The organism is Actinoallomurus bryophytorum (genome assembly GCF_006716425.1).
GTDB lineage: Bacteria > Actinomycetota > Actinomycetes > Streptosporangiales > Streptosporangiaceae > Actinoallomurus > Actinoallomurus bryophytorum.
In genome coordinates this window covers 2,185,025-2,207,699 of sequence record NZ_VFOZ01000001.1, presented here as the reverse complement: position 1 = coordinate 2,207,699, position 22,675 = coordinate 2,185,025, and the positions used below count along the sequence as shown (strand labels likewise).

Here is a 22,675-nt window from a genome sequence, read left to right as displayed (position 1 = left end):
GCGACCCTTGGACGACGCGAACGAAGGCCCCGTGTCCCCTCCGTGCCTGTCTGGAGGTACGGGTCGGGGTTCAAAACCAGGAACAACGTGCGCCTTGACGAACTCCGGATTTTGCACCTCCGGTGATCGTGATCATCCGGAAAATGTTCACTGCTCCGTGGCCCGTACACGAGAGGTCGTTGCTGGCCGGGTGAACCCGACCGGCCCGCCGGGGTAGTCGCGATAGGACTGGCGTCGTACGGTGGCGCCGGTGTGGGGTGCGACGATCATGATGCCGGTGTGGGGGTTTTCGACGATGCCGACGTGGCCGGGGCCGGTGTGGCCGGGCTTGTAGTCGAAGAAGACGAGGTCGCCGGGTTGTTCGGTCCCGAGTCGGATGCGGGGGCCGTGCCAGTACTGAGCATCGGATAGGCGGGGGATGGTGATGTGGGCGGCGCGGTAGGCCATCATCGTCAGACCCGAGCAGTCAAAGGAATCGGGTCCCTCGGCACCGTAAACGTAGGGTTTGCCGATCTGGGCGCGTGCGTAGGACAGGACAGTCGCCGCCGCGCCTCCGGGGATGTTGGTGAACGCGTCGACGTCGCCCGGACATGTGACCGGATCCAGGTCCGTGCCGGTGCCGGGTGGGGTGGTGCCGGTGCCGTAGCGGGTGGCTTGGGCGGTGACGCGTCGGACGTAGGCGGGGTCGGGGTTGTAGGCGAACACCGCGTGGGGCAGGTTGCCGGGGGCGCCGTGGGCGAGCAGGAATCGGGCCGCGCCGGGGATGGCGTCGGCGGGGTCATGGACGTCGGCCCACCCGTCGCCGTTTCCGTCGACGCCGACTCCACCGGTGGCTTGGCCGGCGGGGTGGCGGGGCGTGCCGCCCCAGTTGTTTCCGGCGGCTCCGCCGATGCCGATCTGCATGGGCCCGGCGGCCCCGGCTGAGTTCGCGCCTGCGTGGACACCGGCGCTGGGGTCGCGGCCGTGGTCGGATTCGGTCTTGCCGATGGCGGCAAGCAGGGCCCACGGCAGTCCGTACTGTCTTCCGGCCGCTTGATACAGGCGTAGGTATTCGGCGGGGATTTGGGTGCGGGCGTCGGTGGTGAGGCCGGGTTGGCTCGTCGTGGGTTGCCCGCAGGTGGCTTGGCTCGCGCCGGACAGGCCCAGGGTGATGAGCAGCGGGATCACCAGTAGGGAACCGAGAGCGAGGATGATCGCGCCGGTGGCCTGTACCGCCCCGGCATCGCGCGGCGCGTCGCGTGCGCTACGAGTTGCCGGGGCGATGGCGTGGCGGGTCATGGGGCCGGGTCGGGGGTGACGGTGAGCTCGGCGGTCTGGCCGGCGTTACCGGTGGAGGCGAGCTCGAGCGCGTACACCTTCCACTTCTCGCCGTCGGCGTCGCCGTCGCCGGGGTCGGGGTCGGTGGCGTGGGTCAGGTTCAGGGTGAGGGCGTAGTGGCTGGTATCGGCGCGGTTGGCGTGGGCGATCGCCACGTTTTGGGTGACGTGGACTAAGAAGGTGATGGAGGTGGGGCCGAGCGCGCGGATCGCGGTGGTCCGGGCTTGGGCGGTGGTGATCTCCTGCAGGCGGCGCCGCTGGGTGAGGGCGACCGGGTCGGTGGCGGCGCGTTCGATGACTGGCCGTAGCTGCGGGCTCATCATCGGTGTCAGCCGGGCGAGGTAGACCGAGGGGGGCTCGCCGTAGCGGTGGCTGGCGTAGGCGGTGGTGAACCTGGCGGCGAGGGCGGCGGCCTGGCTGATCTGGGTGGGAGTGAACGGCAGTAGCGCTTCACCGTCGGGCGGGACCGACCTGCTGGCCGCCGGGGAATCATCCGCCGACTGAGCGGCAGGTGCGCTGGTGCGGGAGTGGTGGAGGGCGATGAGCATCAGGGCAAGCAGGGCGATGCCGGCTGCAGCGAGGGTGAGTCTGGTGTTGTTCATGCGGATCCTCCGGCCATGGTCGGGGCTGTGGTGGTCAGGTCGGTGAGGCGTCGTCGCGCGCTGGTGCCGGGGGTTCGCCAGGCGGGTCCGGCGGGTCCGTTCGCGGCGAGCAGGGCGTGCGGTGTGGTGGTGGCGATGAGTGGACCGGCCGGGTTGAGGCGGGTATGGAGGTGGTCCTCGCGGGCGGTGTTCGGCAGGGCGAACAGCACGGGGGTGTCGGTGATCCCGGTCAGTTCGGCCAGTGCGGTGTAGTCGCCGATTTTGGCGAGCAGGCGGGGTAGCGGTTCGGTGCCGGTGTCGTATTCGCAGAAGAAGTCGGTTTCGTGGCCGTGTTCGTGCCAGCGGCCATAGCCGTCGGGGCGTGTGTATTTGCCCCAGGTGGCCTGGCAGCGGCGTTCGGGCCACCAGGTGAGCAGCCGGGTGGCCGGGTGGGTGCGGGCGTGGTGGGCCAGCGCGGTGAACAGGTCGTTGGCGCCGACGAGGTGGTGGAGTTTGTCGGAGTGGGCGAGCGCGAGGGCCCGGTCGAGGCGGTAGCCGAACGCGGCGACGGTCTGGCCGCGGCGGGCGGCGAGTACGGCGGCGCCGGTGGGGCCCAGAACGTAGTGCAGGGGCGCGGAGCCGGTGGCCATCGCGGGTCGGAAGCGTTCCAGGGCGCGCAGGCGCCACAGGGCCAAGAGCCGGTGGGTGGTGGTGCTGACCGAGGGGAAGGCGAGCTGTTGGATCTGGTGTGTGGTCAGCACGCGGTGTTCGTGGACCATCTCCAGCAGCCACCGGTCTCGGGGTGTGAGGCGGGTGGCCAGCGTCGCGATCAGTTCTGGGCTGACCCGTGGTCGGGGAGCGGTGGCGGTGGTGCCCGCGCCGATGTAGGAGGGGGCACGGCCGCTGGTGGGTGTGGGCACGATGAGTCCTCTCGAAGCGGTGTCGGATGGTGGCGGGGGTGTTCGGTTCAGTCCGGTGGTTGTGCCGGTGGTGGTTCGTCTGTTGCCGAGGTGTGGCTGATGGCCGAATCTGGGGAGGTGGCGTGGGCATCGTGCGGGCTGGGGTGGCGGGGGTCGTGCAGTGGTGGTGGCCGGTGGGTGGTGGCGGCGTTGATGCGGGCGGCGTCGCGGCAGGCCTCGGCGCGGCCGGCGGTGGGGTCGGGGAGGGGCCGGGTGGTGAGGGTGAAGGCGGGGGTTTCGCTGTTGTGGGTGATGAGGCGGGCGGCGGCTTGGTAGGCGGACAGGTTGGCCAGGTCGTGTTCGGTCAGGTTCGGTCGGGTGAGCGGGGCCAGGTCACGGGCGTCGTGGGGGGAGACGGCGAAGCAGAGTTTGTTGCGGGCGTTGGTGGCGACCGCGTCGCGCATTCCGGGCGGGAACTGGGCGAGGTTTTGGTGCGCGAGGGTGACGGACAGGTGGTACGCGCGGGCTTCGGCGAGCATTTCCTCGAGGCCGTGGGGGAGGTTGAGGAAGCTGTGGGCCTCGTCGATGACCAGCGCGGCGTCTCGGCGCCGGTGTTCGGGTTGGCGGGCGCGGGCGGTGATGGCCTCCCAGACTTTGGCGACGACGAAGGAGCCGAGTAGCCGCGCGGTGTCATCGCCGAGCGTGCCTTTGGGGACCCGGACGAGCAGCAGCCCACCGGTATCGAGGAGATGGGTCATGTTCAGGCCGGGTCCGGGGGTGCCGACCACGGAGCGGACGAAGGGGCGTAGGAGGAAGCTGCGGAGTTTGTTCATGACCGGCCCGATCGCGTTCGCTCGCGCTTCGGGAGACAGGCCGGAGTACCAGGTCCAAAACCCGGCCAGGATGTCGTCGGTGAGGTGGCGGGTCGCTCGCGCGCGGTAGGGGGCGTCGGTGAGCAGGCGGGGGATGTCGGCGAGGGTCGCGCCGGGGGTTTGTTGCAGGGTGAGGACGGCGGAGCGGAGGATGTCGTCGGTGCGGGGTCCCCAGGAGTCGGCGAAGATCTTGTGGAAGATCCCGACCAGGTTGTCGCTCGCGAGGTTGCGGTCGATACCGGCGAGCACGCCGAGTGCGGGTGGTGGGGTGGTGTCGGGGTCGATCAGCCACACCCGGGGGATGGCGGTTTCGGGCAGGCGGTGCAGGAGGTCGTTGATCAGGTCCCCGCGCGGGTCGATCACCACGGCGGCGCGCCCGGCGGCGGCGTCGGTGAGGACGAGGTGGGCGAGCAGGGTGGATTTCCCGGCGCCGGTCGCGCCCAGGACGTGCAGGTGCTGGCGGGCGTCGGTGACGGCCAGGGCGATGGGGCGGGTGGGTCCGGCGTCGGCGTCGCCGAGGAATTTGTGACCAGGTCCGCCGGCCGCGACTGAGGGTGGTGGCGGGATCGAGTTCGCGCCGGCGCGGGCCAGGCCGGGCACGGCAGGGTCGTAAGGCAGGTGCCCGACCGCCGCCAACTCCGGAATGGAAAGCAGGCAACCGTGGCTCATCCGCCGGTGGTCCAGAGCGCGGGCGGGGTGGGGGAGGCGGTGGCGGGTGAAGTGGTTGCGGCCGGTGAAGACGGCGAAGGCAGCGGCGAGCGCGTGCGCCCGGCCCCGTACCCAGGCCCGGCTCGCCGCAGGGTCGCTGGTGAAGGTCGTGGCAGCGGCGTAACGCAGTTCCACGGCGAAGCGCGGGGCCGCGGCCTTGTCAAGGATCGCGCGGATCTGCCCGGCTCGCTCCGGATAAGCCGCCGTGAGCACGCCGGCCCGTAGCGGCGTCCTTGAGGGCCCTGGCGTGAGTAAATCCAGGAGCCGCCCGATCATGGTGGGCTGGGTGGCGCCGCGTAGGTGCGCTGCGGCTCGGTGTGCCCGGTTCAGGCGGCGGCCGGTGACGGGGCGGGCCAGGATCTGCACCACGGCGGCCTGGCCCTCGCCGATGCCGGTCGCCGCGCCGAGCAGCGGGCGGAGCGGGTCCTCAAGATGAGTTGTGGCGATCGGATGGTGGTCGGGGCGGGCCAGCCGTAGCACTCCGCCGGTCACCACGGCGCGGGTGGCGAGCGGGGGTGTGGGGGTGGTGATGGTGGTGCGGGCGGCGGGCCAGGCCGCCTCGATGGCGCGGGCGACCAGCACGGCCGGGATCGTCCCGGGTACCCACAGCCGGATATGTAGCCGGGGCCCGGCCCACAGGTATTCGAAGACCAGGTGTGGTTGGCCGAGCAGCCAGCGCTTGAGCCGGGGCCGTAGCAATCCGATCAGGTTCGCCCAGAACACGCTCGCGCCCGCTTCACCGACCTGAGGCGGGACCTGGATGTGCACCAGGTGAGCGCCATCGGTGAGCCGCTGGTGCCGCCAGCGCAAGACGGCCGCCCGGCCACCCAACGCGAACACGCTGACCACCAGCGCCGTCCCGACCACGGTCACCAGGTGCGCGAGCAGCAGATGAGCGGCCAGGTGCCAGCCGTGAGCCAGTGCCCCGAGCGGGTCTTGGACAAGCTTGTCGACCGGTGAGCCGCTGGCGGTGCCACGACGAGCGCGGATCACAGCTCGTCCTCCTCATCCAGGCCGGACGGTGATTCCGGGCTCTCGGCGGGATCGAACTCGCCGAACTCGCTGAGGTGGCCGGTGCCTTGCCCGAGGGCGGCAAGGACGGCCGGGTCAGTGGTGGCGAGGGCGTCTTCGGCGGGACTGGCCACCACGTCGAACGCGACCCGGTCCGCACCGGCGAGCAGGAGGCCCTGGCCACGGTGGGCGGAGGCCAGCAGGTGACGTTCGCCGTCGGTGAGGGCGAAGGCTTCGGTGATCTGGTCGAGGGCTTGGGGTGCTTGGCGGAGCAGGATCTGGGTGGCGGCGTTAGCGACGACGGCCTGGCCGAGGTCAGAACCCAGCACGTCGGAGGCGTCTTGGGTGATGACGGTCAGCCCGGCCCAGTGTTTGCGTGCGGCTTTGGCCATCCGGTACAGGAACCGTGCGCCTTCGGCCTGGCGCATCAGCAGCCAGCCCTCATCGACCACGACCAACCGCGGCCTGGGCCTACCCGCGTCGGTGACGCGCCGCCAGATCGCATCCAAGGTCAGCAGCGTCCCGACCGTCTTGAGTTCGTCGGGCAGGTCGCGCAGGGAGAAGACGATCAGGTGGCCCTCGGGCCGCGTGGTGGTCGGCCCGGCGAACAACTCCCGCCACGTCCCGCTCACGTACGGCGCGAGCCGGGCCGCGAGTTGCGCGGCGGCGGGATCGCCGTCGCCCGTCAGGGCGGTGGCCAGGTCGGCCAGGAGCGGGGGTTGCCGGGTCCAGGTGCGCGGGTCGGCGGTCAGCCCCGCCTGGTGGTAGGCCGCGACGATGCCGCGATCAAGGGCGGCGCGTTCGGACGGGGTGAGCGGTGTTTCGAGAAGGACGGCGATGAAGGTATGGATGAACAGCGCCCGCCGGGTGAGCGCGTCTTTGGTCTTGTGGGCGCCGGGCGGCAGGTCGAACGGGTTGAGGCGGACACCGTCGGCACCCAAAGCGATGTGCGCGCCGCCCACGGCGGCGGACAGGCGGGCGTATTCGTTTTCGGGATCGATGACGCAGACCTCGATCCCGGTGAACAGCGACCGCAAAATCTCGAGCTTGGCCAGGTAGGACTTGCCGGCGCCGGAGCGCGCCAAGATCACCGAGTTGTGGTTGTCGCAGGTGAATCGGTCCCACATCACCAGCGACGCCGATGCCGCGTTGATCCCGTACAGCACGGCGTGCTCACCAAGGTCGGCGTGCAGGTCCGGTGAGGTGAACGGAAAGGCGGCGGCGAGCGCGGCGGTGTCGAACGTGCGGCCGGTTTGGAGCAGGTCGACGCCGAGGGGCAGCGTGGTGATCCAGCCGTGCAGGGCCCGGAACGTGGTGGGTTTGGCGTCGATCAGCAAGCCCGCGGCCAGGGCCCGCACCCGGGAGACCTCCTCGTCGAGTTCAGCGGGGGTGCGGGCGTGGACGGTCAGAGACAGCCCGGCCTGGAACAGGCGGCCTTCGCCGCGGGCGAGCTGTGCGGCCAGGTCGTGGGCGTCTCCGGCGGCGGCGTCGGCTTCGAAATCCACCAGGCGTCCCTGCTCGTAGTCCGAGCGTGCGCCGGCTTCTAGCCGGGCGAGCCGGCGCCGTAGCCGTGTGGCGGCGAGCTGGGGTGGGATCGGGTTGATGTGCATGGCGACGTCGAGGCGGCCGGGGTAGGTCAGGAGGGGTTCGAGCCAGCCGAGCCCGACCTCACGCGGATATCCGGTGACCACCAGCGACGCGCACACCCCATCGGACAACTCCAGGCGGCGCGGCTGGATCTGGATCGCGGGCGGCCCGAACGGGGCCCCCGCCGTCTCCTCGGCTGCTGGGCCGGTGGTCGGGGTCCGGAGCCAGGAGGGGAGCAACGACGTGATCGGCTTCATCGCCTGGCCTCCGTTCGGCTTCCGCTGGCGGTGATGGGCTCATCGGGCATGGCTTGGCCGGGATCCATGGGAGGTGCGGTGGGGTCGGCAGCGGCGGCCAGCACCGCGACCGCTTGGGCGCCGTCGAGGAGGTAGGCGTTGATGCCTGCGGCGGCCAGCATCCGGGTGGTCTGCTCGGCGCGCTGCAACACCCGCAGCGCCGCCGCCTCAGCGTCCCGGCGCCGGCGCGCATCAGTTCCGGCGCCTGCCGCGCCCTGGGCGGTGTACGGCTCGCGAACCACGATGAGGACCTGGCGGCCGAGGAGTTCGCGGGTGGCGGCCAGCTCGCCTAAGAATCGCGCGTGATCGAGCGCCGCTTCTTCCAGCGCTGGGTGAGGCAGACCCGCGGCGCGTTCACTCAGGATCGCGATGGCCGGGGCAAGGTTGATCGGCTGGGCGTGCACGAGGATCTGCGCCGGGCCGGTCAGAGCGTTGAGCCAGCCACCGAACGCGCCCACGAGTGCGGCCTGTTCACCGGGAGTACGCAACGCGAAACTGATGGTCGAGCAGGCGACGATCACCGCGACGCCCTCAGCACCGAGGTTGATGGCCCCGTCAGCGCGGATCGCACGGGCTGGTAGCCGCAGCGGTGCCGGGAGTGGCACCTGCCGCTCATCGGCGAGTGCCCAGGCGGGAAGCGCGGGTACCGGGTTCGGGGCCAAGACGAGGCGGCGAGGCCGGCCCGCGTGGGCGAGGGCGTGCAGGGCGAGCCGGTCCAAGGTGATGCCGTCGCGTTCGACCAGCGCCAGAGCCGCAGCGATGCCGATGAGGGGAATGGCCAGGGCGGCGAAGACCGGCAGCGGCAGGAGGGTGTTCGTGGCGAGGTAGAGCGCCCAGATAAGGACGGCGGTGGGGGCCAGGATGGCGAGCTGGCGGGCGGTCAGGTTCGCGACCAGGCGATCTTCGCGATCCAGGTTGGCCGGGATCGTCACCGTATAGGGGTGGGTCATGGGTTCCTCCGATCAGAGCGAGGTCGCCTCGCCGGGTCAGGGAGCGGTTGCGGACTCTGGCGGCGGGCGCGCGTCTCGGCCTCGCGCAGTGCCGCGGCATCGGCGAGACGGCGCGGTGAACGTCCCGCCGCGGGTGTCCCGCGAGCGGGGAAGGTGAGGGGTAGTTCTGCCTGGACCCCTGGCCGCGTGGGTGGGCTCGGCAGTCGGGTTTGGAGGTACCGGGGGCGGATCGGCAGGTGGGTCTGCGTCCAGCGCGGCGGGCGCGCAGTGGTGCCGGGTAGCCGCTGCTGCACCCATCGTGTGGCCGGGGTCTGTGGCTGCGGGGCGGGGTGTCCTGGCCGGTCCAGGGGCAGCTGAAGTTGCTCACCGTGTGCCGGTGGTGATTCCAGGGGGAGTCCGGGCTGCACCCAATGGCTCCCACCGCCCGCAGGTGGCCCCAGTGGTGGTGGGAGCGGCTGCCCGGCAGAGGGGCCCGGAGGGCGACGCGGCCTTGACCGGTTGCCGGTGTGAGAACCCGCCAGGGCCGAGACGCGCCGGAAGATCAGCAACGCGACGATGGTCCGGATCACCCGCGCAATGGGGCTGCGATTCATTCCGCCTTGGGTGATCAGACGACTGACCCAGGAGGGGATCCGGGCCAAGATGTAGAGCAGGCAGATCACCAGCACCAGATCGAGCATCGTCTGGTTGGACCGGAACCCGAAAAAAGCGAACTGGTCGGAGGTGAAAAAGACCCGCAGCGCTGTGGCCAGCACCAGCGACTGCGCGACCTGGACGGCCAGGACACCGGCGATGGCCCGCCACCACAACCGGGCAAGTCCCTCGGTCTGGGGGAGCGCATGGCAAGCCAGCGCGAGAGGGGCCGCGGCTGTCAGCAGGACCAGCAGCATGATCCGGATGAAGAACGTGAACACCACCGTCAGCGCCGCGATCACCGCGACCAACGCCAGCAGCGGCGCGAACACATCATTGCTGGAATCGGTGACCGCAGCGGCCACCAACGACTTCAGCGTCCGTGCGGCCTGATCCGGGTCGACGCCGTGTCCCATCAATGCGACCGACAACGCGTTCGCGAACTCGATGATCGGGCCGATCACGAGCAGGTTCGCGTTAGAGGCCACCGCGGCGACTACGAGGCGGGGTGCGATGTCCTTGGCGGTATAAGAGGTCTGAAGGCTCTGGTGGCCCATCACCAGCATCGCGCCGATGATCACCAGCAGGACGAAACTGGTGTTCGCGATCCACACAGAGGTTGTCCACATGCTGTGGACACGCGGCATTTCATCGACGCGAGGGGACGCCAGGATCGAGCCGGCCAGCAGCCGGAACACCGGGTTCATCGCCGCCGACACGACCGCACGGAAGAATCCGGTGATCGCCCGGCACCCCAGGTCGAGCAGACCGCACCCGCCCGACCCACTCGAAGTCCCCGGTGCGCCCGGAGGCGCCGGGCTTACACCCGGTGAGTCGGGTGTTCCCGGGGTGCTCGACGGCGCGTCCGGTGTCGGTGCGTTCGTCGACGGGATGCTGGGGGAAGGCGGATCAGGGGGAGCGGGCCTGACCGTCGTCGAAGGCGACGGTGTGGCGGACGGTGCGACCGGCGCGGTCACGCCTAAAGAAGATGCGGCCCGGGTGCGGGCGGCGGCAGGTTGGGCGAGGCCGGTGAGGATGAGCGCGGTCAGGACGGCCGCGCAGCCCACGATCAGCGTCTGCGCCCAGCAGCTACGTGAGCGTGTCAGGGATGGCATCGCCTTCACCCGCCGACGAAGCTTTGGAGGATCTTCACCAGGACCGGCGCCAAGATCGCTCCGGCGTAGCCGAGCGCGGCGTTCTTCAGCGCCTCCTTGCCTTTGGCGACCTCGCCCGGGTCACCGCCCGCGAGCAGCATCCGGATGAACCCGATGGTCAAGAACAAGGTCGCCAGGGAGACCAGCAGCCCGACCAGCCACGCGGTGATGTTGCCGATCACCGTCGGCAGGTCCTTCGGCGCAGCGCCAGGCACGGCCGCGTCCGCAGCGATAGCCCGAACCAGCAGGACCACGGTCAACGTCAGCGGAACGGCCGCGGCGGCGATGATCTGCCGCAGCCGTCTCATGAGGTGTCCCCTTGCCGGTCCGGCCGCACCGACCGCCGAGCCGGCATGCGGCTCGGCGAGGCGTCCGCCGAGCCAGATGCCGGCTCGGTCGCCTCAGCGTCGCGTTGGGGGCGGTGTGCGGGGCCGCAGAAGACTCCTTTCTCATCGCGGGCAGGTGCAGGTCCATCGGATGTGCCGTCCGAGGTGGTGGACCGGCCCCGCACACCGGGCTCAGGGTTTTGCTCCCCCGCTTGGTTAAGACCGGAATTTGTGGCCGGCGGGGACAGGCGATGTTCCACATCACCTGCGGCCATCGCGGCGGTCAGGCGTGCCTCACCGCGCTGGCGGGCTTTACGCGCCGCCTGATAGCCGACACCGAGCTCGGCGGCAGCGGCTTTGAGAGTGAGGTTTTCCAGCCGGCTCCGCCCGATCAGCTCGGCCTGCAACGGCGACAGCACGCCCTTGGCGACGGCATCGAACAAGATCAGATCCGGGTGCCCCCACGGCGGCGGCGGTGGCTGGGACTCCAGCGGCGGCAGCGGCATCGGCTGGATGCCATCACGGGTGTAGCGGGCTTTGATCGCGGCCCGGTACGCCATCCACCGCAGCCGGGTGATCACCCCGGGCCGGTCCACATCGATCCGGTTAAGGCCCTCGAGGAACCCCGTCAGGACCGCCGAACCGATATCGGCGGCGTCCCCGCGGTAGCCCTCGGCCAGCTCGGCTGCCATCTTCCGCAGCGCGGGCATCCCGACGCCGGCCGCGCCGACCACCCATGCGGGCCCTCGCGTGCGGGCGGCGTGTACCAGGTGCCGCCAGGCCGCGTCCCGGCATCGGCGGCTGGTCGCGGGATGGCACAGGATCGACCGCAGCTCATCCAGCCCGATCACCCGGCGCGGCAACCCGTACCCGATCACCCTGCCGTCGAGCGACAGCGGCTCGGGTCCGCTCGTCAACGCCCGGAAGGTCGTGACGACCGTCTCCAGTGACGTCGATGCTCCAGAAGCGGGACGGCGTCGGGGGTGCACGCGGCGCCGGTTGCCATGGCGCGCGGGGCCGGTCTGGGCGGCCGTAGTGCTGCGGGGCGGACGTTCGGTACCGGTCATCACCGGGCTCCCTTTCGGTGGGGATCGCGAATCTGTCGATCCCAGAGAGCCAGGCCGCCTAGGCACTTCTTAGGCGCACCACTCGACCTGTGTGCCTACCGATCGCCTGCCCAGCAAATGCCTAAGCCCGATACGTGCCCAACGCCATGACGACAACCACCGCCCGCGCACACTGCCACGCTCATGGGTTGCCGGCGCTGGACGTCGGGCTTGCTACGGCGTGCCCGAGGTGGACAAGCGCTTGCCTATGACATGCCCGAGGTGGACGAGCGCGTGCCTACCGCGTGCCCAAGGTAGACATCACCGTGCCTAACGGGACTGCGACGGGTCAGGAAACTTGCTAAGCCCCCGTGAGCTTGCCTACCGGTGGACATCGGCGTGCCTATGTACACCTGCGGGCTGTGCTTAAGGGTGCCGTTCGAGTGCCTACGCGCGTGCCCAAGAACTGCCTAAGCACCCGGCTTTGCTGGGGGCGTGCCGTACGAGGGATGGATACGCAGAAGCATCCGCAATGCACCACAGCCATCCCCACGACCCCTCCGACCACCAGCCCCGCTCCGGCCCCGATCACCGGTCCGCCTCCGGACCCGACCACCAGCCCGACGGACTGAACCAGCACCCCACCCTTGACCCGGATCAAAACTCGGCCAGCACCCAGGAGACGGTGCCGCTGTCGGTGTGGGCGTGCGCACAGCGTCCCGCCGTCTGGCAGCGCCGCGGCCGGTATCTGCCCGCCACTACCTCCCACCCCGCCAAGATGCTGCCCACCCTGGCGGCCACCGCGATCACCAGCTACACCCAGCCCGGTGAACTCGTGCTGGACCCGATGTGCGGAATTGGCACCACCCTGGTCGAAGCCATCCACCTGGACCGGGTTGGCATCGGGGTCGAATGCGAACGCCGGTGGGCGAACCTGGCCCGCGCCAACCTCGACCTGGCCCGCGAGCACGGCGCCAGTGGAACCGGGGCCGTCGTCACCGGCGACGCCCGCAACGCCGGTGCCCTGATCACCGACCCGCACATCCTGGGGAAGGTCGCGTTGCTGCTGACCTCACCCCCGTACGGGCAGGCCACCCACGGCCAGGTCCGCTCCACCCGCGAAACCGGCCGCGGCGGCGTCCGCAAATACGACTACGACTACGGCAAGAACCCCCGCAACCTTGCCCACGGCAGCCACGACCGGCTGCTATCGGGATTCACCGACATCCTGACCGGCTGCCTGCCGTTGCTGCGACCGGGCGGGATCGTCGCGATCACCACCCGCCCGTTCCGCCGCCACGGCCACCTCATCGACTTCCCCGCCCAAGTTTGGGCCGCCGCCCAAGACGCCGGCCTGGAACCGGTTCAGCGGCTGGTCGCCTTGTTGTGCGGCATCAAGGACGACCATCTGGTCACCCGCGCCAGCTTCTTCGCGATGCACGAAACCCGCAAAGCCCGCACCGCCGGACTCCCGCTACACGTCAACGCCCACGAGGAAGTCCTGATCCTCCGACGCCCGCCGGGAGACCGGCCCCATGATCGATAGCACCCACCGGTGGAGGCGACAGCAACGACGCACTGCTGTGAGCAGCGCCCACCACTGGATTCGGCTTGACACCCGGCGTCGAGCCGAGCGTCGATATCCACCGTCCCAGGCGGATCTACAGACCACCGGCGGCCACCTCGAACCAGGACGGCCGTCGGCCAACAAGCCCGCCTCGGATTCGCCGGTGAGGACCCGGATCATCCCGGGCTGCGCCCATGGGTGGTGGCCGTGGTGAGGGCCGGGATGTCGCTGGCGGAGCTGGGTGAACTCCCGGCCGTGGTCGACCTGATCACTGCCGGGAAAGCCCTGGGGATCGGTCGCACCAAGTCCTATGAGCTTGCCCAGTCCGGTGAATTTCCGTGCCGGGTCCTGCGGGTCGGCAAGACCTACCTGGTGCCCACCCCGGAGCTGCTCACCCTGCTCGGCTACCCAGGCGGCGCAGGCCGCCCCGAACCAGAAGGCGAGTAGAGCAGATGGCCAGCAGGAAGACGTTCAAACTCTGCGGCTGCCGCGACCAGGAGACCGGTCGCCTCCTCGGCCGCAAGTGCCCCAAACTGCGGCGCCGCAACGGCCAGTGGAGCCCCCACCACGGCACCTGGTCCTACCAACTCGAACTCCCGCCCAACGCCGACGGCACCCGCCGCAGTCCGCTGCGGCGGGGCGGGTTCGCTTCCCAGGACACGGCCGAGGAAGAGATCACTCAGGTCGTCGAGCTGCTCGGCATCAGCAAGGTCGCCCAGATTCAGATCAAGATCGCCGACTTCATCGTCGAGACCGTCAAGACCAGCCGGAAACTGCCCGACGCTGACACCGTCCGCCGTAAGGTCCGCACCGGCCAGCGTCTGGACCAAAGGATCCTGGTCGGGGAGTGGGTCGACATCTGGCTGAACGGCAAGAAGAAGATCAGCGAAGGCACCCGGGCCCGCTACGCCAGCGACATCAAGCTCTACCTCAAGCCCTACCTCGGCCATATCCCCGTCGAGGAACTCCGGGTCGCCGACATCGCCGACATGTTCGATGCGATCGAGGAATACAACGATGTCATTCGAGAAGCTCGCGTCAGCGATGACCCTGCCCTGAGGGTGAAGGTGAAATGGCGTCGGGTGGTCAACCCGCCGACCATGCGCAACATCCAAGCCACCCTGCGGCACGCGCTCAACATTGCCATCAAGCACGAACGCCTCATCGACTTCAACCCCGCCGCGATCGTCGAACTCCCGCCCGCCACCCGGCCCAAGCCGCTGGTGTGGACCGACGAACGCGTCGCCGCCTGGAAAACCGCCCACGCCGCCCACCTGGCCGCTGTGCGCGAACGCGCGGGCGGCAAACGCGTCAACGTCATCGAGGCCTACATCGGCACGCCACGGCCGTCCCCGGTCATGGTCTGGACACCGGAGCAGACCAGCCGGTTCCTCGGCCAAGCCCGAAAACACCGGCTGTACCCGCTGTACCGGCTGATCGCCCTACGTGGTTTGCGTCGCGGCGAAGCTTGCGGCGTTCGCACCACCGAAGTCGACCTCAAGAACGGCACCGTCGGGATCAGCTGGCAGATCACCCAACTCGGCTGGAACCCCCGCCAAGGCAAGCCCAAAACCGACGCCAGCGACCGCACCGTCGACCTGGACACCAACACCATCAAAATCCTCCGCCACCACCGCGCCCGGCAGAACCGCGAACGTCTCGCCGCGGGGCTGGGTGAATCAGAGTTCTTCTTCACCGACGAGGCCGGTCAGCCCCTGCACCCCGCCCACGTCACCGACCAGTTCCAATGGCTGGCCTATCAAGCCGGGCTCCCGCCGATCCGGCTGCACGACCTGCGCCACGGCGCCGCGTCCCTGATGCTCGCCGCCGGCATCGACATCAAAATCGTCCAGCACACCCTCGGCCACGTCACCAGCGCCTACACGCGCGACACCTACACCAGCGTCTACCCCCAACTCGCCAAAGACGCGGCCGAAAACACCGCCGCACTCCTCGCTCTCGCGCCGGAAGGTGAACGCGACCTCAGCTGATCCACGTGGCCTATTAGCGCGGGCACCCGGCGGTGGTTTTGTCTCTGGCACGATCGCAGCATGAAGGTCGAGGACGGCAGACGCGCTGCGGTTCGCCTGGCTACGCGCGCTCATGAGGTCGGATACGCATCCGGCCGGACAATCTGGCGTGAAGTGCTGCAGCGCGTCAGTGGTGGACGCCTCGGCAAACGGCCGGGCTGGCCGACCGTACCCCGCTTGAACGCTCCGTGGCAGGACACGGTCTCAGCCGAGCGCACTGGATGGCGCCAGCGCGCAGCCAACCTGAACGGCGAATACGCATTCGCGGTCGACTACCTGATCTGTCGGCGCTGCAAGCTCGGTTGGGTCGAACAGCCGTTCACCCTGCCGCAGTACCAGCGGTGCGGCCTGGCTTCCGCAGGACTCGCCGCGCTACGCGCCGGGCACCCAGGCCTGGCCTGGCACACCCTCGGCGGGCACTTCCGCGACTCCCAAGCCTTCTGGAAAACCGTCGCCACCGACGTCCCTGGCGGCTACCGGCAACGCCAACTATGCCCGCACCACGATGTGTCCTGACTCGGAAGATGCCCAGGGCCTGGCCCAAAACGAGGGTTGCCTGCGAGGTAGAGCGGTACACGCGAAATGGCGCCGCCCGCTCGCCGCAGCAGCGGGCACCACGGGCAACGATGCCGCCGCAGCCGGGGACTGTTCCTGTCTCGCCGCAGCGGTGGCCAGCTGCGAGAACGTACGCGGTGTACTAAAGGTGAGTGAGCCGTGGGCCTGCCGACCACCGAGCAATGCGCTACCTGGCCTGCGGCAGCGGCCCTGCGACTCCGACCGACCTTGAGCACGCCTCGACCTGCTCCGGCTACCGATCCGAGCGATGATGAGCTGGCGCAGGCCATTGAGGCTCGCCTGGCATTGACCCACATCAACGGCGATACGGGATCGGCGGGATCGCGCTGGGTGGTCCTGCTCGCCGCATCGCCGACTCTATCTGGCGTGTCGATCCTGGCCTGACCCGCCGCGTAGCTACACTTTTGGCGTGCTCAGGGGGCGCGCATGTGGTGAATTGCTCACCCGGTATGAGTAGTAAGTGACCCGCAGGGTGTGATGCCCAGCCCCTGGACTCCAGGCACTAAATAGTTCTTTCGCCATGGCCTCTGATATGCGGCCGCAGTCCGGGATGTGAGTCGCAGGGAACCAGGGGAATCATGCCGCACGTCAACGACAAACGCCGATTCGATGAGTGTGCCCGCCTGCTTGGCGGACCTGCGCAGCTCGAACTCTCAGCCCGGGTCAACGGTCGACGAGTGATCGACACCGAAATCAGGCGTCAGCAGGAATTTCAAGCACTTTTGCTTTGGTGTCTTCTAAGTCCGCGGCGATCAGTCGGATGGGACACCAAGGGAGGGCGCTCATTCAGGGACATGTTCGTCTACTACAGTTGGGTGTCGCCTCAGCCTGACCGTCTCGTTACTGGGTGGACCGTAGCCGCACGCGTCGCGAGCTATCTTCTGCCCAGAGTCCACATCAGTGCCACTGGAGTACCGCGATGCTCCGGGATCCCGGGACTTAGGCTCGATAGTACCGGGAAAAGTCAGATCCGGCTCATTCATCTGCCTACAGGCGGAAAAATGGAGCTATGCGAACCTCGCTCGATGAGCGCAGACGATGTGACGAGATCGCTACACAGCGAGACGAGTCGATCTGAGAATCGTCAACAGGACACGCCCCTGTGGGAAGAGGCAGGACTCACTCCTGTGGAGCTCACCGACCTAGCCGAGTGGACGCTGGCTCGCCACGCTACGCTGCTATCGGCAGTGATGTCCCGCATCAATATTCTATGGAGACACTGGGACAACCGAGCCGAACTAGACATCGACAAGTTCACCGGAAGGCCAAGGCTGTCCTGGTGGGACGGGCCAAGCACGCGAGAGCTAGCCAACCTTCTCACCTCATCGGCGATCGAAATTAGGGGAGCGCGTTGGGCCCATGCGCACGACGAAACTCTCCTCATAGCCGTCGGGGACGCGCTGCTAGAACTTAGAGGTCCATCCCGCGAACTAGCGGAGAAAGAAGATATAAACCTAGCCGTCTAGGAAATTAGCGGCAGCACCTGGGTGGTTAGCCCCCCGGCAATCTTCGCGTTCTTTTCGGTGGGCAGGAGCCGGCCCAACCTTTGTCGAGGTAGGGCCAGCCGGGTGACAGGTGGCGGTCCTGTCTCGCCTCAGTTGGTGCACTCTCGCCGAACGGCATACCCGTTGTATGTAGACCTCGACGCTATTGTGTTGCGGCGACGTAGCCCAGGCATTCCTTGGTTAATGGGCAAGAAATGGATATGGGATTCATTGCACCAATTTTAGTCAGGCTGAAACCGTGAAGGCTGGCAGGTAGCCATGGCCGGCGCCGAGGTCTTCATAGACAAGGGTCCGAGCGACGCGGTTCCAACGATGGCCAGTTAGTAGCGCGAGGGCGCACGGGCACGCTTGGAAGAGGTGGATTCGGTCTGCTGGTTGTCGTTCCAGTTCTGTACGGACCTGGTTGCGTAGCTCTTGGGCGAGGGTCACGGCCTGTCCGGGGCCGGCGACCGACTGATCGTGATCTCCATCTGCTGGGACGAGGGTGAGTAGTTCCCGTACCGGGATTTGGTTTTTGCGTAGGTAGCTGACGACCGCGTTCGTGGGGTCGCGTGTGATGCCGAACGCCACCGCGAGATCGTCGCCTTGACCGAGAGGAGTGCGGGTGAGGCGAAGCGCAGGGACGGGAATCCGGGGTGAGTCGCTGGACCATACGGTGCCGTAGTGGTCGTAGCTGATGCTCGTCCCGGTCACCTGAGCCAGTCGTGCACCGACGGTGAAGGCAGTTCCCAGGCGCATCTTGCCGCTTACGAGGATGTCGCGATGCCCGCCGTCTTCCAGGGTCTGGACGGCGGAACGGAGTTCGGCGTCCATGCGCGTCCATGCGTCGGATTCTTTCGGGCGTCGTCGGGCCGCGGGTTCGTCGCCTTCGTAGAGGTCGACCCAGTCCACGGCGATCGTGGCGTCGTCGGGATGGGGGTCACGGCGGATCGCCTGGATGAGGAGGATCGCTCTGGGCTCGCTGGTGCGCAGTGCCAAGGCTTCAACCTCGCCCTGTATGTCGTCGCGGGTGAGGACACGTCGGCCCTGACGTACCCATTCGGCGATGGTTGAGGTGCCCAAGAGCAAAGATTTTTTGTCGGCGCGGAGCCCGGCGGCCAACATGAGCGCGGTCGCGCGTTCTTCCTCGGCTGAGACTTTGCGGCCGGTCCGGAAGACAAGCTGCTCGAGCATTGATTGCACCGTGCCGCGGTCCACACCCAGGTGCTGCGCCCATGCAATGAGGGTCTTGCCGGCCTCGGACCGGTCGGTGATCCGGTCGGCGGCTGGCATGAGCATGTCGGTACGACCGTCGCAGAGCTTCAGCAACGGATCGGTGGCGTCCAGCTCTCGGTTGGTGACCAGTTCCAGGATGGCGCCGCCGGGACGCTCTCGGAGCAGTTTCCAGCTGCTGTAGAACTTTTCCAGCAAGGACGTGCTGCCTCGGCGGCGGGAGGTGAGGTAGCTGGTGTTGACGGGCGTCGCTGCCGAGGCTGCGTATTTGACCTGGGTGTAGCGGTGGGGGGCTGTCCGGTGGCGGACGATCACGTCATCGACGTTCCCGGCATCGTTGACCTCCATCTCGATTTGCAGCACGTCGCTGTCAGGTCGCAATGCGAGTAGTACGGCAGACCAAGCGACTAGGTCTTGATAGGCGTCACCGACACGACGCACGCCGCTGCGTGAGGCTGGTCCGCTGGCCGGGCTGGGGTAGGTCACGTCGTCTCTTTCGGCGAAGTCTTTGGTTTGTGAGCGTGGACGCGGCCGAAAACCGAGATGGGGACGGGAGTGGCTTGTCCCTGCTGGTAGGCCCAGCCGGCGATGTGCGGCTGGTCCCATCCGAGGCGGCCGGGGCAGAGGATCAATGCGAGGAATGCTTTGAATCCCAGCTCTTGGTCGGACAGCAGCTTGGCGTAGGTGGCTACGTCGCGTGCACTCGGTGCTGGATTGCCGTGCGGATGCGTATGCCAGTCACCGATCCAGACGTTGCCGCTTCGCGTGAATTCCTGGTCGGCGAGGCGTTGCGCGTGGCGGAGATCCCGGAGGAAGAAGTCGGGGGTGCGCACCGCGACCGGTCCGGGCCCACCTGCGTAATGGACCTCCGCAACGCCGTCCGGGCGGAGGGCACCTAGGAGTATCCCGCCGGTTTCGCGCCCGTCGGCTGAGTGCACTGCTTCGGCGGCGAGGCTGGTGGCGGCCTCCTGCAGCAGGTGGATCCGAGTGATCGTTTCCGGCGCTGCGGTCATGGGGCCTGGCAGGTGGGGCATCCAGGACGCGGTGGATGCGCGGGTGACCAGCGCAGTTCGCCAGAGCGCGAGAGATCAAACGGGGGAGCCGCGCCGGGCTGTGGCCTTAGCGCCCATACGGTGTGTTCACCGGGGAGCCGCTGATCGGCCTGCCCGCGACGTTCAAGCACGGTCGCGACCGCGACCTTAGCGGCAAGCTGGCCGACCAGGTGTAGGTCACCTCCGACAGCGGTCATCGGCCGGTGCCGGGTTCCGGTTCCGTATCCGGCGTCCAGGCTGGGTTCGATGTCCATTCCTCCTGCGGTGGCCAGCGTTTCACGCTCGCAGACCAGGCAGCCACGGTCGGCCCAGGGACGCAGGCGCAGGATTTCGCCGAAGGCGCCGTCTTGCAGGACACATGCGAGCACTGTGTCGATGCCGGCTCGGCGGGCCAGGTGGCTGACCACCCGGCGGGGCGCGATTCCGTCCGCGGCGCACAAGACGACGTGGGTGCGCCGCAGCAGGGGGCGGATCCGATCGGCATCGACCACAACGTCCAAGCGGAGGGCTTCGGTGCGGGTCTCGGAACGGATCTGGGCCAGCTCGTCGGCGAGTGCATCGACCTTGTAGCGGCCGACGTGCCGTGAGGAAGTGACGTGGCGGACCAGGTTGTGCCAGCCCAGACGATCCGGGTCAACCAGCAGCAGATTCCCCACTCCATAGAGCGCGAGTGCATGCGCGGCGGCACCGCCGATGCTTCCGCCGCCGACGAGCATGACGGTGGACTCGGAAAGTTCAGCAACCGGCCAGGAGGGGGCGAACTGCGAGAGCCCCAGCGTCTGAGGTTCGACCTGCGTGCTGATCGGCCAGGCGCCATCAGCGGACACGTGCCAGGCCATCAGCTCGGGAATTTGACCTTCGTTGTATGGCGGGTCATGAACGCCGGGTGCGTAGGTGAGTGCGTAGTAGGCCATGGCGCCAGGTGTCTTGAAACCCGATGGGACGTGTCCGCGGAAGCCCTCCAGCGTTAGTCCGCTGCTGCGTACGGAAACAAGCAGCGCGGCCCCGTGCAGCTCAGGGCCCACGCGGTACCAAACACCCGAGCCGGTTCCTGCGCAGCGCAGGACATGGTTCCGGGGCTCCAGCGCCGCTGGCCGCATCACCTTCTGTTGCTCTGACACGCTGATGACGCCTGCCAGCGCATCCGGCTCTGAGATTCGAAGCGACAGATGACCCCATAGGCCGCTCGTCTTGATCAGCTGAGCGGCTTCTTGCGAGATCAGAATCATGTCGGCTGTCATGACTAATCCTCCGGCGGCACGTCGGCCTCGACAGAGCGTTCAGCTGCCGAGCTGACGATCAGCGGATCAACAACCGGGTCCTCCACGATCCCGTTCGTTGACATCACCGAAATGAGGCCGTGTTTCATCAGCGCGTACTCGATATGCCAGCCCGCCGCCTTCAGCAGCAGACCAGTGACCGAATCCCGCCCTGTCCATGCGGCATCGGTCTGCATCAAGCACAGGCTGCCGTCGCCGTTGACGTGCCACTGATGTTGAGTGCGTTCCACGACCTCCGGCTCCGGATCGAGGGGGAATATGGCGGCTGGCACCATCGGGTACGCATGCCCGTAGACCACCTGCACGAGCAGACCCTTGCCGTCGACCAGGTCCTCGACTCCCTGGGGCTTGGGCCGGGCGAAGGGCCATATCGGCAACCGTCCGTGCCAACTGCCGGCTCCCGTCGCGCTCCAGTCAAGATCGGGACAGAACGCGGCGACCTCTTGTTGATCGCGAGCGAGTCGTCTGGGCTCACACCGCCACCATGTGACCGGGCCAGCGTCGGCGAGCTCGATGTTCGGCTCCGCCATTGTCATCCCTGTGGGGCGTCTTTCACCGGACGAGATGTGATCAACGCCGGCGCGGCGACACTGGGACTGGTCTGCTTCTTGGCTGGCGCAGGGAAGTCCGTGCCGAACAGCTGCGCCCAGACCTGCAGCGCGTCATCGGTGGCGCCGTTGGCCGCGGCGGCGCAAGCCTGAGTGGCCAGCTCCGACGCCTCGTTTAACGCATCCCGCAACCCGACCCGGTCCAGGTCCGGCTGGATCTCCCCGCACAGGTCGGCCGGGTCGGTGATGGGTTCGTTGACGCGTACGGCGGCGGCGCTGAAGAAGGCCCGCAACGCCTCAGGACGGCTGCCAGCGGTAGGCAAACAGTCCAGGGCAAGGATCTCCATCACCAGTGACTTGATCTTTCCTTCGACCGGCACGCCGAGCCGCCAGTTCTTCAGAACCCGGACCATCGGGCGGAAGTAAGGCCATTTCACCTGGCGCTTAGCTACTTCGTTGATCAGGTATTCAGGGTCCGCCGATACCCAGTCGCGGCTGGTCACCTCGGGAATCAGCAAGGTGTTGTCCGGCTGCCGCAGGGCGGGCATTGCATCGACGGTGAAAGCGTCCGGGTCTTCTGGGTCATCCAGGAAGCACTTGACCGCATGGTTGCGAGGGTCCGCGAGGCGCACCAACTGATCGACCGTGCCATGCGTCGCCCCGAGCAGGACGTGAACCTTGCCTCCCAGATGGGACAGGGCCTCTTGCGCGGCATCGCCCGCCGTTCCCCAGGTGGGATGGGCGTCAGCGTCGAACACCACGACCAAGTCGACATCGTGGATCGGCGCCAGCTGCGTGCTCCGAGCCAGCGACCCTGAGCCGAAGACCTCCTCCACGTCGTCCTCGGCGCCCAGTGCTTTTTTGAACACATCCCGCCTGGCGCGCGCCAACCGAACCTGCTCGATGTCGGCGTTCACCGAATCTTGATAATCATCAAAAGCCTTCACGAGACCCATGCGTGACTCCGGAAAGAACTAAGAGACGCCCCCAACCACATATTCCCCCGGGGACCCAGCGCGGGTGGTGCACTGGCCTTCAGCACGCTACTCGGGAGCTACGACAAACTGATCCGTGATGGTACGGACCATGAAGATCGAGTTCGGCCAACGCCGAACGTCCGGCCGCCGTCTTCCTCCTCGCGAAGATCCAGTCACGTCCATCTCCAGAGCATCACCGCGACGCGACGCGACCAGTACCTAGACAACCGCAGGCTCGGAACCTGCTTGCAAGCGGCTACAACGGTCATCGGGCTCACAGTTCCGCGGCCGACGACGTTCACTGCACGACCCGGTGAGCTGATCGACTTCGCGACCGTGATCCGGCGGCATTGCACCGTCGTGTGCCTGGTCCACAAGTGTCGAACAGTCGTCTGAGATAACCAGGTGAAATGCAGCGATCGCTCGGAGCTGCCCTGATGCCGACGATTACATATCGTGACGGGGGCTGGTGCGCGGAGGCGGTGCCCGCCGACAAGATCGCGACAAACGAGCAAACATCGAGCAAACATCGGCCCGGGACGATCATC

General features: G+C 68.0%; 19 protein-coding genes. 5 read left to right on the top strand and 14 right to left on the bottom strand.

Annotated features, from left to right (window positions below; translation table 11 throughout):
* Nucleotides 1-147: 147 nt before the first annotated feature.
* The 9 genes from FB559_RS46140 to FB559_RS10330 all read right to left on the bottom strand — a co-directional run bounded on the left by FB559_RS46140 (nt 148) and on the right by FB559_RS10330 (nt 11,251).
* Nucleotides 148-1,278 carry a C40 family peptidase gene (locus tag FB559_RS46140; RefSeq protein ID WP_141955411.1) on the bottom strand — a complete coding sequence of 377 codons (1,131 nt, stop codon included), beginning with the start codon at nt 1,276-1,278 and terminating at the stop codon, nt 148-150.
* Complete coding sequence (locus FB559_RS46135) at nt 1,275-1,919, bottom strand: hypothetical protein (RefSeq protein ID WP_141955410.1); 645 nt, start codon at nt 1,917-1,919, stop codon at nt 1,275-1,277. The genes FB559_RS46140 and FB559_RS46135 overlap by 4 nt, the downstream gene beginning before the upstream one ends.
* A complete protein-coding gene (locus tag FB559_RS10360) occupies nt 1,916-2,818 on the bottom strand; it encodes a replication-relaxation family protein (RefSeq protein WP_141955409.1) in 903 nt (300 codons plus the stop codon). Before FB559_RS10360 ends, FB559_RS46135 begins: the two co-directional genes overlap by 4 nt.
* A 47-nt stretch (nt 2,819-2,865) precedes the next feature.
* The gene (locus FB559_RS46130; RefSeq protein WP_141955408.1) at nt 2,866-5,370 is read right to left on the bottom strand and encodes a type IV secretory system conjugative DNA transfer family protein; all 2,505 of its coding nucleotides are present in this window, start codon (nt 5,368-5,370) and stop codon (nt 2,866-2,868) included.
* Nucleotides 5,367-7,232 (bottom strand): VirB4 family type IV secretion system protein, encoded by a 1,866-nt coding sequence (locus FB559_RS10350; protein ID WP_141955407.1) that lies wholly within the window; start codon nt 7,230-7,232, stop codon nt 5,367-5,369. Before FB559_RS10350 ends, FB559_RS46130 begins: the two co-directional genes overlap by 4 nt.
* Nucleotides 7,229-8,221, bottom strand: coding sequence for a PrgI family protein (locus FB559_RS10345; RefSeq protein ID WP_141955406.1), 993 nt, complete (start codon nt 8,219-8,221; stop codon nt 7,229-7,231). Before FB559_RS10345 ends, FB559_RS10350 begins: the two co-directional genes overlap by 4 nt.
* On the bottom strand, nt 8,218-9,573 hold the full coding sequence (locus tag FB559_RS10340; protein ID WP_141955405.1) for a TrbL/VirB6 family protein: 1,356 nt from the start codon (nt 9,571-9,573) through the stop codon (nt 8,218-8,220). Before FB559_RS10340 ends, FB559_RS10345 begins: the two co-directional genes overlap by 4 nt.
* A 401-nt stretch (nt 9,574-9,974) precedes the next feature.
* Nucleotides 9,975-10,316 (bottom strand): pilin, encoded by a 342-nt coding sequence (locus FB559_RS10335; protein WP_141955404.1) that lies wholly within the window; start codon nt 10,314-10,316, stop codon nt 9,975-9,977.
* Nucleotides 10,313-11,251: a sigma-70 RNA polymerase sigma factor region 4 domain-containing protein gene (locus FB559_RS10330; protein WP_221639952.1), complete on the bottom strand. Its 939-nt coding sequence runs from the start codon at nt 11,249-11,251 to the stop codon at nt 10,313-10,315. The genes FB559_RS10335 and FB559_RS10330 overlap by 4 nt, the downstream gene beginning before the upstream one ends.
* Before the next feature lie 661 nt (nt 11,252-11,912).
* On the opposite strand from FB559_RS10330, the gene FB559_RS10325 reads away from it, so the two are divergent.
* From FB559_RS10325 to FB559_RS10305, 5 genes are all read left to right on the top strand, one after another.
* Complete coding sequence (locus FB559_RS10325) at nt 11,913-12,926, top strand: TRM11 family SAM-dependent methyltransferase (protein WP_141955402.1); 1,014 nt, start codon at nt 11,913-11,915, stop codon at nt 12,924-12,926.
* 231 nt (nt 12,927-13,157) lie between these two features.
* Complete coding sequence (locus FB559_RS10320) at nt 13,158-13,394, top strand: DNA-binding protein (protein WP_246121499.1); 237 nt, start codon at nt 13,158-13,160, stop codon at nt 13,392-13,394.
* A gap of 5 nt (nt 13,395-13,399) precedes the next feature.
* The gene (locus tag FB559_RS10315; RefSeq protein ID WP_141955401.1) at nt 13,400-14,938 is read left to right on the top strand and encodes a tyrosine-type recombinase/integrase; all 1,539 of its coding nucleotides are present in this window, start codon (nt 13,400-13,402) and stop codon (nt 14,936-14,938) included.
* A gap of 60 nt (nt 14,939-14,998) precedes the next feature.
* Nucleotides 14,999-15,493, top strand: coding sequence for a hypothetical protein (locus FB559_RS44535; RefSeq protein ID WP_221639951.1), 495 nt, complete (start codon nt 14,999-15,001; stop codon nt 15,491-15,493).
* A 198-nt stretch (nt 15,494-15,691) separates the two neighbouring features.
* Nucleotides 15,692-15,937: a hypothetical protein gene (locus FB559_RS10305; RefSeq protein ID WP_141955400.1), complete on the top strand. Its 246-nt coding sequence runs from the start codon at nt 15,692-15,694 to the stop codon at nt 15,935-15,937.
* Between the two features lie 1,346 nt (nt 15,938-17,283).
* Here FB559_RS10305 and FB559_RS10300 read toward each other — a convergent pair.
* Genes FB559_RS10300 through FB559_RS10280 form a run of 5 tightly spaced genes read right to left on the bottom strand, consistent with a single transcriptional unit; the run spans nt 17,284 to nt 22,106 of the window.
* On the bottom strand, nt 17,284-18,756 hold the full coding sequence (locus FB559_RS10300) for an SAVED domain-containing protein (RefSeq protein WP_221639950.1): 1,473 nt from the start codon (nt 18,754-18,756) through the stop codon (nt 17,284-17,286).
* Entirely contained in the window at nt 18,753-19,283 is a 531-nt protein-coding gene (locus FB559_RS10295; RefSeq protein WP_141955398.1) for a Mov34/MPN/PAD-1 family protein, read from the bottom strand. The genes FB559_RS10300 and FB559_RS10295 overlap by 4 nt, the downstream gene beginning before the upstream one ends.
* Nucleotides 19,280-20,563, bottom strand: coding sequence for a ThiF family adenylyltransferase (locus tag FB559_RS10290; RefSeq protein WP_221639949.1), 1,284 nt, complete (start codon nt 20,561-20,563; stop codon nt 19,280-19,282). Before FB559_RS10290 ends, FB559_RS10295 begins: the two co-directional genes overlap by 4 nt.
* A 2-nt stretch (nt 20,564-20,565) precedes the next feature.
* Nucleotides 20,566-21,132: a hypothetical protein gene (locus tag FB559_RS43755; protein ID WP_185792126.1), complete on the bottom strand. Its 567-nt coding sequence runs from the start codon at nt 21,130-21,132 to the stop codon at nt 20,566-20,568.
* A gap of 2 nt (nt 21,133-21,134) precedes the next feature.
* Nucleotides 21,135-22,106, bottom strand: coding sequence for a hypothetical protein (locus FB559_RS10280; RefSeq protein ID WP_141955397.1), 972 nt, complete (start codon nt 22,104-22,106; stop codon nt 21,135-21,137).
* Nucleotides 22,107-22,675: the final 569 nt, after the last annotated feature.